Genomic DNA, 13608 nt, shown 5'->3' on the forward strand with positions numbered 1-13608 from the left:
GAGAAACACCCGATGAGAAAGATGAGAACTTTCTCATGCTGAGAACGGGGTGAGTGTCTCCGATGACTTTGCCAAACGGCGATCCCCCCGTAGCCTGAACGGGGCGTCTCCTCCGACGACGCCTCAAGGGGAACTCTGCCGCATGCGCGCGGCTTCGTGACCTTCTGCCTGATGGCTAATCAACACACAACGCAGAGAGAAACGATGAACAACAGCAAACGACGCATCGCCGCGGTGGGTACCACTGCCGGTCTCGCGCTCGCTCTTGTCGGTGGCATTGCGCCGCTGGCGGCGCAGGCCGATGACGCCACACCCGCACCGACGTCCGGCGCCGAATTCGACGCCAACGCCCAGTCGCTGCTCGCCAGCGACAGCGCCGTCCAGGCCGTCGGTGTCGACGCCGACGGCAAGGTCGTCATCCTGGCCACCGAGAAGGACAAGAACCTCCGCTCCAGCGCTCCGAGCGCCGCGGACGAGTTCGCCGACAAGCACAGCAACGTCGAGGTGCGCTACCTCAAGGGCGAGATCACCTCGCTGAGCACCAACGACCTCGTCGCTGGAGCCGGCTACCTGGCCGCTACCGGTGACGGCACGATCAAGGGCGCCTGCTCCGTCGGCTTCCCGGGCTGGACGCCGGACGGCAAGCCCGCCTTCATCTCCGCCGGTCACTGCACCGACGACGGCGCCTCGACCATCGCGGCCGTGGAGGTCCCCTCCACCGCAGAGGCCAACGGCGGACCCGGCTTCGAGCCCGGCGCCGTCATCGGCGAGCTCGGCTTCAGCCAGTTCGGCGGCCCGAACAACACGCAGGGCGCGGAGAACGACGTCAAGTCTGTCGACATCTCCGTGTACGACGTGCTCAACCCCGACCTGAACCTGATCCCGGGCGTCACCGACTGGTCCTCCGCGGACTCGGACGACCTCGCCGCCTCGATCGTCAGCAAGGTCACCGCGGTGGGCACGGCCGACTTCGGCCCGATCGCGCGCTCCGGCCGCACCACCGGCTACACCACCGGTGACGTGACCTACACGAACCTCTGGTTCCTGGTCGACGGCACGCGCTACGTCCACGGCTTCGGCACCGACGCCCACTCGGACCACGGCGACTCGGGCGGCGCGATGGTGCAGGGCACCACGGCTGTCGGCGTCCTCTCCGCTGGTGGCACGCTCACCGACGGTTCCGAGATCACCCTCGGCGCCGACCTGATCGACGGCCTCGCCCTCACCGGCGGCTACTCGGTGCTGCTCGACATCGCTGAGCCCACCGTTGCCACCTCCGGCAAGGTCACCCCGGGCACCACGATCTCCGGCACCGCGACCCCCGGTCTGACCGTCGTGGTCACCCCGGAGACCGGCGACCCCATCACGGTCACCGCTGACGACGCGGGCAACTGGTCGTTCCCGGCTCCGGCCGCATGGGGCGAGTACAAGTTCTCGGTCATCGCCAAGGACGGCGGCTACAACAAGTCCGACGCCGTCACCGGCGCCGTGACGATCGTTCCCGCCGCTCCGACCTTCACCGCTCCGGCCAACCCCACCGAGACCTCGGTCTCGAAGATCACCGGTACCGGTGTGAAGGGCGCCACCGTCACCCTCACCGGTGACATCGAGGGAACCGCCACGGTCAAGGATGACGGCACCTGGGTCATCACGGTCGACCCGGCCGCCACCTACGGCAAGTACAACGTCTCGGCCACGCAGATCATCGGCGGTCAGACCTCCGCTGCCGCCGACCTCCGCTTCGACGTGATCCCGACCGCTCCGGTCATCACGGCACCGGAGAACGGCGCGACCTTCACGGAGGGAACCACGCCCGCCGCGGTCACCGGTACCGGCATCGTCGGCGCCACCGTCACCGTCTCGCTGAACGGCGAGAAGGTCGGCACCACCGAGGTCGTCGCTGCGACGCAGACTCCCGCCCCGTCGGCTTCCGCCGGTGCTGCTGCTCTCGCCGCCGAGGCGAACGCCGCTGAGGAGACCGGCACCTGGGTCATCGCCCTCCCGGCCGGCCTCGCCGCCGGCACCTACACGGTGACCGCAACGCAGGCGATCGACAGCATCTCCAGCAACGCGGCCGAGGTCGCCTTCACGGTGGAGGCCGTCGTGGCTCCGACCACGCCGCCCACCACGGGACCGGCTCCGAAGCCGACCCTGCCCACCACGGGTCAGGGCGACGCCACCCCGCTGGCGCTCGGCGCACTGTTCCTGTTCGTCGCCGGTGGCGTGATCATGGCTTCGCGCCGGATCCGCGCAGCGAAGAACAGCTGAGCTGACTGATCGGCCCGAGGGGGTCGCGATGCGAGAGCATCGCGGCCCCCTCGGCTTTTGCCCGACGGGGCGAGAAGAATAGCCGGTCGACGCAGCTCCGTCGAATCGTGCATGAGAATCCTCACATGCACGAGAAGATCGTCACACGTTCGCTGCCGGCCCGGGCAGCGACGCGGTCAGCATCCGGCGCGCGGTGAGATCCAGCCGCCGGTACGCGTCCTCGCGAGCATCGTGCCGCGACAGGAAGACGTCGTGCAATGCACCCTCGATGCGCTCCAGCCAGACCGTACGGCCGAGGTGCGTGGCGGCCTGCACGATGTCGGCTACGACCAGCACGCTGTCCACCGAGGTGAGCTCCTCACTCCACCGCAGGGGAACCGCGCTGCGACGGGAGGTCATCACGCACACCGGCACGTCGATGTCGAGTCCGGCCTGCACCCGGGTCTGCCCCTGCACCACGGCGTGCAGCCAGCCGGCGTACACGGGCATCGTCTGCTCGGGCCGCCAGTTCAGGTTGACGGGCTCATCATCGGGCTCGGCCACCTCTCGCTGCGCACGCGTGTAGAAGCCGCCGTCCAACTGCGGACCCGGCTCCGTGGGCCAGTGCTGGGAAGACCAGTTCAGCACCGATGCCACCAGCGCACGGGTGGTCGCGGGAAGCTGTAGCGTCAGCCACGGGCTGTTCAGGATGACCCCGGTCGCTACGCCGGGATGGCGCGCAGCCCACAGGGAAAGGGTGAGTCCCCCGGTCGAATGCCCGAGCAGCACGAGACGCCGGTCGGCCCGGCCTCGCGCGGCATCCCACCCCATCGCTGCGAGGGCCGCGGCGATGTCCTCGTCGTAGGTCGCGAGATCCGTCACGTAGCCCGCGGTCTGTCCGGCGCGAAGGCTGCGCCCGTACTTGCGCAGGTCCAGGGCGAAGAAGCGGGCTCCGAGGCCCGCCCAGTAGCGCGCCAGGCGTTTCTGGAAGAAGTAGTCCGACCACCCGTGCACGTACAGCACGTCCACGTCGTGGAACAGGGGCCTGCGGCCTCGGAGGCGATCCCAGAACGTCGGGGAGTCCGGCAGCAACCGCACCAGCGTCGCCACCACCTCACCCTCATCATCGGCCCCGAGGGGAATCGTGAGCTGTTCGAACCCGTCACCGAGAACGTCGGGGATCCACGTCTGCTCGCTCATGACCTCAGCCTAGGCAACAGACAGCGCCTCCCCGCCGAAGGCGGGAAGGCGCTGGTCGTCGTGTCAGCCGTCGGCGCGGGAGATCCGCACCATTTCCTCGCGCGGCACCACCTTGACGCGCGCCCGCCCGGAGTCCTGGCCGAGCGCGATCTCGTGCGCGTCCAGCAGGTGCCACCCCTCAAGGTCGGTCCACTGCACGTTCCGCTCGGCCAGCAGCGCCGGCATCGCTTCCTCGGAGGGATCCTCCGGCTGCCACCAGGTGCTCTGGTCGGCGATGAGGTGGGTGACGGTCTCCATCGCGTCGGACTTCGTGTGGCCGATCAGGCCGATCGGTCCGCGCTTGATCCAGCCGGTCGCGTAGATGCCGGGGATCTGCTCGCCCGACGCCGGATCGATCGCCTGTCCCTCGTGGTTCGGGATCACGCCGCGCTTCTCGTCGAACGGGATGTCCGACAGCGGAGAGCCGAAGTATCCGATGGCGCGGTACAGGGCCTGTACCGGGATCTCGCGGTACTCCCCGGTGCCCACGACGCCACCCGCGCCGTCGGAGGCCGTGCGCTCGACGACGAGTGCACGCACGCGTCCGTCCTCATCGCTGAGCACCTCGTGCGGCTTGGCGTAGAAGTGCAGGTGCAGTCGGCGCGAGGCCTCACCGCCGGCGTTGTTGACACCGGGACGCTGCCGCCACGACTGGAGGACGCGGTCCATCACCATGATCTGCTTGTTGGACTTCACCGCGGCCTCGGCGGCCTCGTCGTAATCGAAGTCCTCGTCGTAGACGACCATGTCGACATCGTTCAGCTCGCCCAGCTCGCGAAGCTCCAGCGGCGTGAACTTCACGGCGGTGGGGCCACGGCGGCCGAAGACGTGGACGTCGGTCACGGGGCTCGCCTTCAGCCCCGCGTACACGTTGTCAGGGATCTCGGTGACGTGCAGGTCGTCGGCGTGCTTGGCGAGCACGCGGGCCACATCCAGCGCCACGTTGCCGTTACCGATCACAGCGACCGAGGTGGCATCCAGCGGCCATTCCCGCGAGACGTCGGGGTGACCGTCGTACCAGCTCACGAAGTCCGCGGCACCGTACGAGCCCACGGCGTCGATGCCCGGGATGTCCAGCGAGGCGTCGCGCTGGCCGCCGGTGGCGAAGATCACCGCGTTGTAGTGCTTCTTGAGGTCTTCCAGCGTGATGTCGGTGCCGAAGTGGACGTTGCCGAAGATGCGGATGTCACCGCGATCCAGCACGTCCCGCAGGGCGTTGATGATCCCCTTGATGCGGGGGTGGTCGGGGGCCACACCGTAGCGGACCAGCCCATAAGGCGCGGGCAGGCTCTCGAACAGGTCGATCGACACGTCGAAGTCGCGTTCTGCCTTCAGCAGGATGTCCGCGGCGTAGATCCCCGCGGGTCCGGCACCGACGATCGCCAGGCGCAGCTTGCTCATGATGTCCTCCGTCTCGTTGCCAGGCGGCGTCGAGGTTCTGTGAAAAGCGTCAGGCGGAGCGGTCGACGACCGCGTCCGCGAAGCGGATGAGCGCCTCGTGCACGGCACCGCTGGGAAGTGCGTCCAGTGCGGACTTCGCCTCCCCCGCCCACCGCGCGGCGAGTGCCTGCGTCTGGCGGGTCACGGCGCTGTCGCGCAGCTGCTCGATCTCCTCATCCAGGATTCTCGGGTCCTCACCCGCGATGACGCGGGCCTGACCCGCCCGGATGCGGTCGGCGAGATCGCGGTCGGCGGGATCCTCCGACCGGTCCAGGAGCAGCGACGGCATGGTCGGAACGCCCGCGCGCAGGTCGGTTCCCGGGACCTTGCCGGTCTTCTCGGCATCGGCCGAGAGGTCTATGACGTCGTCCTGGAGCTGGAAGGCCACGCCGACCTTCTCGCCGTACTCGCGCACCGCATCTTCCAGTGCCAGATCAGCCCCCGAGAAGAGGATGCCACTGGCCGCGGCCGCCGCGATCAGCGAACCGGTCTTGTCGGCGAGCACCTGGATGTAGAAGTCGATCGGGTCATCGTCCTCGCCGGCACCGACCGTCTCATTCATCTGACCGAGCACGAGGCGCTCGAACGTGTCGGCCTGCAGGCGGATGGCGCGCTCCCCCGCCCCGGCCATCAACTGGCTGGCACGGGCGAACAACAGGTCTCCGGTGAGGATCGCGACGTTGTTCCCCCACACCGCGTGCGCACTCGGAACACCGCGGCGGCGGTCTGCACCGTCCATGACGTCGTCGTGGTACAGCGAGCCGAGGTGCGTCATCTCCAGCGCCTTGGCGGCATCGATCACGCGATCCGTGCCGCCGTCGCCCAGCTGCGCCACCAGGAGCGTCAGCATCGGGCGGATGCGCTTGCCACCGGCTTCCAGCAGATAGCGGCTGGCCGAGTCCGCCACGGGCGAGGTGACGCGCAGGTCGTCCGCCAGCTCCGCCTCCACGCGATCGAGGCCCGCATCGACCGCGGCCAGCAGCCGCCGCGAGCGGGGACCGGCGAACACGCGGTCGCTGATGCCCAGTCGGCTCGCGATCCGCGCGCCCGGGGCTGGACGGCTCGAAGTCACCTGATCAGCCTACCGTGACTCGGCTGCGGGCTTGCGTGCCCGGTGCAGAGCGACGATACCGAGGGTGAGATTGCGGTGGGCGACCGCACTCCAGCCCGCCTCGCGCATCCATCCGGCGAGAGTGCGCTGATCAGGCCAGTCGACGATCGACTCGTTCAGGTAGTCGTAAGCCTCGACATTCGAGGACACCAGCCGCGCCACGACAGGCAGGATGCGTGCGTTGTAGAACCGGTAGAGCGCGCGGAACGGAGCGAACGGCGGCTGGGAGAACTCCGCGATGACCACGCGCCCGCCCGGGCGCGTGACGCGCAGCATCTCCGCCAGCGCCTTCTTCGGATCGTTCACGTTGCGCAGGCCATACGAGATCGTCACCGTATCGAAGGTGTCGTCCTCGAACGGCAGATCCAGCGCGTCCGCCTCCTGGAAGGTGAGGTTGGGCACCGTGCCGTGGCGCCGACGCCCCTCGGCGATCATGCCGGCGGAGAAATCACCGGCGACGACCTCGGCGCCCGCGTTGGCGAGCACCACGGAAGAGGCGCCGGTCCCCGCCGCGAGATCGAGGATGCGCTGCCCGCGCCGTGGAGCGATCGCCTTCGTGGTGGCGATGCGCCACCACTTCTCCAGCCCGAACGTGAGCAGGAAGTTCGTGCGATCGTATGCCGCCGCGACCTGATCGAACATGCCGCTGACGCGTGCCGGGTCCTTGTGCAGATCTGCGCGGTTCCGGGATGGTGTGCTCACCCCACGAGTCTACGTGGCCGCACCTGCGCGTCGTCCGGGTGGAATACGCGCGTGATGGCGGTCGTTGGCAGAGGTCATGACGCCCACCGCCATCGCCAGCTCGACGGATCCGGGAGTGGACCTTCGGGCGCTGGACCGGTTCCTCAGCGACTCCGAGTGGGAGATCCGCACGGCCACACGCGTGCGCCTCGACGACGGCGACCCCCTCCCGACGTGGCCCACCACCACGCTGGTGTACGTGCACGAGGGAACGGTGGCCGCCCCCGGCAGCCACCCCCATGACCGGCTGCATGCCGGTCACCTGCTGCTGGATTCGTCCGGCGCCATCCGCCTGCACGCGCTCTCACCGGTGTCGGCGCTGGTCGCCGAGGTGGTCCGCGTCCGCGCGCCGGAACGTGCGGCGCAGCTGCCCACGACGATCTCCATCGCCGATCTGCCCGAGCGCGAGCCGTCGGCGTCGGCCCTCGTCGCGATGCTCGGCTGCGACGCCGCCCCCTCCCCAGTGGACGGGCTCGTGTGCGCCCGCATCGTGACCACCCTGCTGACCGTGGCGCTCCGGCGCTGGGCGGTTCAGGGGTGCGCACCGCAGGGGTGGCCCGCACCGGCCATCGACCCGTACCTGCAACAGGCGATCGATGCCGTGCACGCCGACCTCGCCCATCCGTGGTCGGTGGCAGAGCTTGCGGCCCGCAGCGCCATGGGGCGCTCCGCGTTCGCCGAGCGGTTCCGTGCCTGCCTCGGCGTCTCGCCCGCCGAATACGTCACCACCGTACGGATGACGGCGGCGGCGCAGCGGCTGCGCATCGGAGAGCCGGTGTCCCTGGCGGCGCGCGCGGTGGGGTACGACTCCGACGAGGGCTTCCGCCGCGCCTTCCGTCGTCACACCGGTGTGGCTCCGTCCGAATGGCGCGAGCGTGCGGACGCCGCGAACACGATGCCTCCCACGATCGCCGCGGCCCCCGCGGCGAGGAAGAGTGTGAACGCGCCGCTCTGATCGACGATCCAGCCGCCCGCTGCGGCACCGATCACGATGGCGAGCTGGAAGCCGACCACCACTAGGCTCCCTCCGGTCTCGAGCTCGTCGGGCATGACCCGCGCGATCCAGACGTTGACGACCACCAGCCAGCCACCGAACGACGCGCCCCACAGCGCCGTCGCGGCAAGTCCCAGACCGAAGCTCGGGAAGAGCGCAAGCGCGCCGATCATCATGCCCATCACGACGGGAACCACAGCGGACAGCAGCCGGAGCGAGCGTGCGGCCACGAGTCCGCACAGCAGGTTCCCCAGGAACCCGCCGACCCCGAAGGCGGTCAGCAGCACACCGACGCCAGCGGCGTCCAGATCCGGGATGCGCTCCAGACCCACCCGGATGAAGGCGTAGGCACCCATGTGCCCGAGCACCACGAGCACATGCCCGATGAGTCCCGGAGTGATGCCGGGACGACGCAGCATGCGCGTGAAGATGCCGAGGCCGGCGTGGGGGCCCGCCGGGGTGACCGGCAGCAGGAACAGGAGGGCGATGGCGACGGCCAGGGACAGTCCGGCCGCAATCACGAAGACGTCTCGCCAGGGCAGCGTGCCGCTTGCCCAGATGCCGAGAGGCACCCCGATCACGGACGCCAGCGTGTTGCCGACATTGACGATCATCATTCCGCGAGCGACGCCGCTCGGCGATGTGATCCGGGCCACCACAGCGAGCGAGAGCGACCAGAATCCGCCGATGGCCGCACCGATGAGCAGGCGCGACAGGAGCAGGGTGAGAAGGTTCGGCGCCAATGCCACGGCCAGGTCGGACACCGCAGCGAGCGCCGCGAGCGCGGTCATCACGACCCGTCGATCCAGTCCTGGAACGATCAGCGTGATGGTCGGGGCGATCAGCAGACCCGCGAGGGCGGTGACCGTGACGGCCTGACCCGCCTGACCCGCGGTGACGCCGAGGTCCGCTGCGATGAGGGTGAGCAGGCCGCCGGGGAGGAACTCCGCGGTGATGAGGATGAAGCTGGTGACGGCCATCGCGACGAGCGCGGCCAGTCCGCGCCCACGGCCGATCGATCGAGTCGATGCGGGTGAGGCGATGCCGGGAGCCGTCGGGACCGGGCTGGTCTGGGTTGTCATGTTCTGAGTCTCATCCGGCGCCCCGCACCGCACCGGGCAGAGCGTCCGGACCGCCGAGCCGATCGTCCGCGAACGATCAGCGTTGTGCGAGCACCTCGTCCAGCCGCTGGTTCCAGAACTCCACCGTCGCCTCGTCATAGGGCGCTCGTCCGGCTCGCACATCCGCGGCGATGACGCTGGTCCGCTCCTCGAGTTCGCGGACGATGTCTTCGGGATAGCCGTATCGCACGCGATGGTCCGCCCACTCGTCTTCATCGTCGATCCAGGTGCCACGCTCGTCGCGCGCGCGGATGACGTCCAGGTCCATGTCGATGCCGCGAACCACATCGGCGCCGTCCCACCGCACGTCCCAGGCGATGTCGACATAGACGGCATAGTCGAGCGGGCGGGCGTTGAAGGTGGGAACGTGGTCCGCTGACGGCGGGATCAGGCTGAGCGTCCGCGATCGGGCGGGCATGGATGCGCCGGGCCGCTCGCTGCGCCAGCCGATCTCCTGACCGACCCAGTGACCCCACTGGTCAGAGCCCAGGTAGATGCAGTCATGCTCCCAGTGCGGCGTCCCGTTCCACTTCTGCCACAGCATTCGCACCGGCATTCCCGCGATTCGCTCCATCACCGCAGTCTAGACACGGCTCAGACGTCGATCCCGCCCGCACGATCTAGGCTGGAGGGGTGATCGAATCGCCCGTTCCGCGCCTGGTGGTCACCACCCGGCGCATCGATTCTCCCGACGATCTCCTCGCTGTCACCGACCCCGCTGCACCCCTGGTGTGGATGCGCCGCGGTGATGCTCTGATCGGTGCGGGCTCCCCCGTCGCGGTGCTCTCCGAGAGCGGCGGAGACCGCGCGGCGCGACTGGCCTCCCGATGGCGGGAGCTCTCCGCGGCGGCGATCGTCGATGACCCGATCGGCGTGGCCGGTACGGGACTCGTGGCTTTCGGAGCGCTCGCCTTCGACGACCGCTCCGCCTCGCCGTCCACGCTGACCGTGCCGCAGGCTGTGATCGGCCGGCGCGGCCCGGACGCGTGGCTCACCACCGTCGGCACGGCGGATACCCCAGCACCGTCGCCATGGGGACCATACTGGTCCGCCACCCTGGGCCCGGGCGCACTGGATCCGGCCGGCTACCAGCTCGCGGTGACCGCGGGACTGGAGGCGATCGCCGCCGGCCAGGTGGAGAAGGTCGTCCTCGCGCGCGACCTCGTGGGATCCGCTCCCCCGGGCGCGGATCTTCGCCGCCTGGCGCGCGAACTGCATGATGCCTATCCCGACACGTGGACGTATGCCGTCGACGGCATCATCGGCGCAAGCCCCGAGACGCTCGTCACCGTCTCCCGCGGCACCGTGACCGCACGGGTGCTCGCCGGCACCATCGCCCGCGGCGCCGATGCCGATGCCGACAACGCCGCGGCGATCGCCCTCCGCACCAGCACGAAGGACCAGGACGAGCACGGATACGCCGTGCGCAGCCTGCTGAGCGCGCTGGAGCCGCACACCACCGCGCTGGTGGCAGGTGAGGAACCGTTCACGCTGAAGCTGCCCAACGTCTGGCACCTGGCGACGGACGTGGAGGGCACGCTGTCGGACGCGGCGTCAAGCCTGGATCTCGTCGGCGCCGTCCACCCGACGGCCGCGGTGGCCGGAACGCCCACGCCGACGGCGATGGACCTGATCGCACGGCTGGAACCGTCGGATCGCGGTCGTTATGCGGGCCCGGTCGGCTGGATCGACGCGCAGGGGGACGGAGAGTGGGCCATCGCTCTGCGCTGCGTCCAGGTCTCGGCGAACGAGGACGGATCGTTCGCCCTCACCGCCCACGCCGGCGCCGGCATCGTTGCGGAATCGGACCCGGAGAAGGAGATGCTGGAGACACGGGTGAAGTTCCGCCCGATCGTGGAGGCGCTTGCCTGACGAGGGTCGTCAGTCTTCAGGCGCGAACGCCGATTTCAGCTCCGCGAGGGCAGTAGCCCACCTCGCCAGACGGACTTCTGAACTGCTCGCACGTCAGATTAGACAAGATTTCTTGTGCAATAACTCTTGTATACCTACACTCGGACCATGACCGATGCGATCCGGGTGAACGATCCCTCCGCTCTGCGCGCGCTGGCCCATCCGCTGCGGCTGAAGATCATCGGCGAGCTCCGCACCCGGGGAGCCATGACGGTGGGTCAGCTCGCTGCGGCCCTGTCCGCCGCGCCCGGCTCTGTGAGCTATCACCTGGCCACCCTGGCGACGCACGGCTTCGTGGCACCGGCACCCGACCTCGCCCGTGACGGACGCGAACGCTGGTGGCGTGCCACCGCGGACACCACGCACTACGTGCCCGCCGAACTGCAAGAGGACCAGGAGCAGCGGGAGGCGAGCTGGGCGTTTCGCCGCACCATCGTGCAGTCCTACGAGGCCGAACTCCTCGAGCACCTCGACCGGGAAGACGGTGACGCACCGGAGTGGATCGAGGCGGCTACGCTGGGCGACATCATCTCCTGGCTCACCGCCGACGAGGCGGACGAGCTGCGCCGGGAGGTGGAGGAGCTCGCCGCACGCTGGTCCCGACGAGGATACGAACGACGCGACGACGCCGACGTCCGCCCCGTGCGCTTCATCTACGCCAGCTTCGGGCGGCGATGACGTGACCGGCACCGCCGTCCGGCGTCGCGGCCCCCTGGTCGCCCTTTTCGCGGCCGGTGCGCTGTCCCAGCTCGGCAACGCGATCACGACGATCGCGATCCCCCTGATTGTGCTGCAGACCACCGGATCCGCCTGGGCCACGGGTCTGGCAGGCACGGCGGCGACGGCGCCGCTGCTCATCGGCGGGGCGCTCGGGGGGATCGTGGTGGATCGACTCGGCTTCCGCCGGGCGAGCATCATCGCCGACACCGCCAGCGGAGCGACGATCGCCGCCATTCCCGCACTGCTCGCCCTCGACGCGCTGCCCTTCGGACTGCTTCTGGCACTGGTGTTCCTCTCCAACCTGCTGGATGCCCCCGGTCGTGCGGCACGCGCGAGCCAGGTGCCGGAGCTGAGCGCGCTTGCCGGACTCGGCCTGGAGAAGGCGACGGCGATCGACGCGACGGTGTCCCGCATGAGCATGATGATCGGAGCTGCGGCGGCGGGTGGTCTCGTCGCGCTCGCCGGCGCCGGCCCCACCTTGCTCGTCACCACCGCACTCTTCGCGGCGGCGGTGACGGTGACGATCCTGTGCGTCCCGGTGATGGCGCTGGATCGGCTGGACTCGGTGCCGGAGGATTCCGGGCTCGGCTGGCGCGGGGTCACCGCCGGCATCCGGTTCGTCTGGACCACGCCGGTGGTGCGCGCGATCGTGGGATTGCTGATCATCACCAACCTGCTCGACATCGCCGCCTTCTCGGTGCTGAACCCGATCACCGCAACGGCCTATACCCCCGATGGCGCAGCGTACGGCGCGATGACCGCCTTCTTTGCCGGTGGGGCGCTCACGGGAGCGGCCCTGTCGACGCTGATCCCGGCGCGGTGGCCCCGACGCACGGTCATCCTCGTGCTCTTCCTGGTCGTGGGACCCGGGATGTTCGGGCTGTTCGCCCTGCGTCCGCCCCTTCCCGTCCTGCTCGCCGGAACCGCCATGGCGGGGCTCCTGGCCGGTCCCCTCAACCCGATCCTGGACACAGCGCTGCTGCGGGTGATCCCGTCCGCGATCCGTGCCCGCACCCTCGGCGCGGTGAGCACCGGCGTCGCCGCCGGCATGCCGATCGGCACCCTGCTCGCGGGAGCCGGCGTCGATCTGCTGGGGCTGACCGGGGCCTATGCCGTGGGCGGCGCCGCATACCTCGTCACGATCCTCGCGCTGGGCTCAGGCCGGCGCTGGCGATCGATCGACACCGTCCGCTGATCACACCGCCCGCTGATCAGCTCGCTGCGAGGCGCGCCATCTCAGCGTCGACGTCGTAGTCCGCCTTCGGCCACGCCGGCGCGATGTCCGTGAGCGTGGCGACCAGCAGTTCCTGCACGGCCAGGCGAGCGAACCACTTGCGGTCGGCCGGAACCACGAACCAGGGCGCGACGTCCGTCGACGTGCGGTCGAACACCTGCTGGTACGCCTGCATGTAGTCGGGCCACAGCACGCGTTCGTCCACGTCGCCGGGGTTGTACTTCCAGTGCTTGTCGGGGCGCTCGAGGCGCTCCATCAGCCGTACCTTCTGCTCCTCTGCGGAGATGTGGAGCATGACCTTGATGATCCGCGTGCCTGCGGCCGCCACCCGGTTCTCGAAATCGACGATGGCGCCGTAACGCCGTTCCAGCTCCTCCGGAGAGGCGAGCTTTCGCACACGGCCGATCAGCACGTCCTCGTAGTGCGACCGATCGAACACCCCGATGAAGCCGGGCTCGGGAAGGCGCTTCTCAATGCGCCAGAGGAAGTCGTGCTCGAGCTCCTCCGGGGTGGGCTTCTTGAACGAGGCGAGTGAGACGCCCTGCGGGTCGACTCCTCCCACGACGTGACGGACGATGCCGCCCTTGCCGGCGGAGTCCATCGCCTGCAGCACGAGGAGCACGCTGTCACGCGCGTCGCCCATCCGGCTGGAGGCGAACAGCCGTTCCTGCAGATCGCTGAGCCGGGTCACGCCGCTGGTGAGCTCGAAGCGTCCGCTCTCCTTGTCGCCCGAGTAACCCGGGGTGGAGCGGGGGTCTACATCCGTGAGCCGGAATCCACCTCGGACACGCAGTGCCTCGGTGGCGGGAACGGACCAGGAGCCGGGCTTCGTCTTCGACATGGCGACATT

Annotated in this window: 12 protein-coding genes; 5 read left to right on the forward strand and 7 right to left on the reverse strand. The window is 69.5% G+C overall.

Features of this window, described 5'->3' with window-relative positions:
- The first annotated feature begins 204 nt into the window (after positions 1–204).
- The gene (locus ACIQJ5_RS12275) at positions 205–2268 is read left to right on the forward strand and encodes an LPXTG cell wall anchor domain-containing protein (RefSeq protein ID WP_402844288.1); all 2064 of its coding nucleotides are present in this window, start codon (positions 205–207) and stop codon (positions 2266–2268) included.
- A gap of 141 nt (positions 2269–2409) precedes the next feature.
- On the opposite strand, the gene ACIQJ5_RS12280 is transcribed toward ACIQJ5_RS12275, so the two are convergent.
- The 4 genes from ACIQJ5_RS12280 to ACIQJ5_RS12295 form a co-directional block, all read right to left on the reverse strand.
- A complete protein-coding gene (locus tag ACIQJ5_RS12280; RefSeq protein WP_231091677.1) occupies positions 2410–3447 on the reverse strand; it encodes an alpha/beta hydrolase in 1038 nt (345 codons plus the stop codon).
- A 63-nt stretch (positions 3448–3510) separates the two neighbouring features.
- Entirely contained in the window at positions 3511–4887 is a 1377-nt protein-coding gene (locus ACIQJ5_RS12285) for an FAD-dependent oxidoreductase (protein WP_231091675.1), read from the reverse strand.
- Between the two features lie 49 nt (positions 4888–4936).
- Positions 4937–5998 carry a polyprenyl synthetase family protein gene (locus tag ACIQJ5_RS12290; RefSeq protein ID WP_231091674.1) on the reverse strand — a complete coding sequence of 354 codons (1062 nt, stop codon included), beginning with the start codon at positions 5996–5998 and terminating at the stop codon, positions 4937–4939.
- Positions 5999–6007: 9 nt separating this feature from the next.
- Positions 6008–6739 carry a class I SAM-dependent methyltransferase gene (locus ACIQJ5_RS12295; RefSeq protein WP_308070839.1) on the reverse strand — a complete coding sequence of 244 codons (732 nt, stop codon included), beginning with the start codon at positions 6737–6739 and terminating at the stop codon, positions 6008–6010.
- A 76-nt stretch (positions 6740–6815) separates the two neighbouring features.
- Here ACIQJ5_RS12295 and ACIQJ5_RS12300 point away from each other — a divergent pair, with 76 nt between their 5' ends.
- Positions 6816–7733: an AraC family transcriptional regulator gene (locus tag ACIQJ5_RS12300; RefSeq protein ID WP_231091673.1), complete on the forward strand. Its 918-nt coding sequence runs from the start codon at positions 6816–6818 to the stop codon at positions 7731–7733.
- Here ACIQJ5_RS12300 and ACIQJ5_RS12305 read toward each other — a convergent pair.
- Together ACIQJ5_RS12305 and ACIQJ5_RS12310 are read right to left on the reverse strand one after the other, a co-directional pair.
- Positions 7619–8854 (reverse strand): MFS transporter, encoded by a 1236-nt coding sequence (locus tag ACIQJ5_RS12305; protein ID WP_402844295.1) that lies wholly within the window; start codon positions 8852–8854, stop codon positions 7619–7621. The two genes, ACIQJ5_RS12300 and ACIQJ5_RS12305, sit on opposite strands and share 115 nt — an antisense overlap.
- Positions 8855–8930: 76 nt before the next feature.
- Positions 8931–9467 carry a DUF402 domain-containing protein gene (locus ACIQJ5_RS12310; protein ID WP_402844299.1) on the reverse strand — a complete coding sequence of 179 codons (537 nt, stop codon included), beginning with the start codon at positions 9465–9467 and terminating at the stop codon, positions 8931–8933.
- A gap of 59 nt (positions 9468–9526) precedes the next feature.
- Here ACIQJ5_RS12310 and ACIQJ5_RS12315 point away from each other — a divergent pair, with 59 nt between their 5' ends.
- From ACIQJ5_RS12315 to ACIQJ5_RS12325, 3 genes are all read left to right on the forward strand, one after another.
- Positions 9527–10765 (forward strand): isochorismate synthase MenF, encoded by a 1239-nt coding sequence (locus ACIQJ5_RS12315; RefSeq protein WP_402844302.1) that lies wholly within the window; start codon positions 9527–9529, stop codon positions 10763–10765.
- 147 nt (positions 10766–10912) lie between these two features.
- Positions 10913–11482 (forward strand): ArsR/SmtB family transcription factor, encoded by a 570-nt coding sequence (locus ACIQJ5_RS12320; protein WP_402844305.1) that lies wholly within the window; start codon positions 10913–10915, stop codon positions 11480–11482.
- A gap of 1 nt (position 11483) precedes the next feature.
- A complete protein-coding gene (locus tag ACIQJ5_RS12325; protein ID WP_402844308.1) occupies positions 11484–12719 on the forward strand; it encodes an MFS transporter in 1236 nt (411 codons plus the stop codon).
- Positions 12720–12735: 16 nt separating this feature from the next.
- Here ACIQJ5_RS12325 and ACIQJ5_RS12330 read toward each other — a convergent pair whose 3' ends face one another.
- Positions 12736–13599 carry a PPK2 family polyphosphate kinase gene (locus ACIQJ5_RS12330; protein WP_402844311.1) on the reverse strand — a complete coding sequence of 288 codons (864 nt, stop codon included), beginning with the start codon at positions 13597–13599 and terminating at the stop codon, positions 12736–12738.
- Positions 13600–13608 lie beyond the last annotated feature (9 nt).

Origin of the sequence: Microbacterium sp. GXS0129, assembly GCF_044769785.1 — a bacterium.
Lineage (GTDB): Bacteria > Actinomycetota > Actinomycetes > Actinomycetales > Microbacteriaceae > Microbacterium > Microbacterium nymphoidis.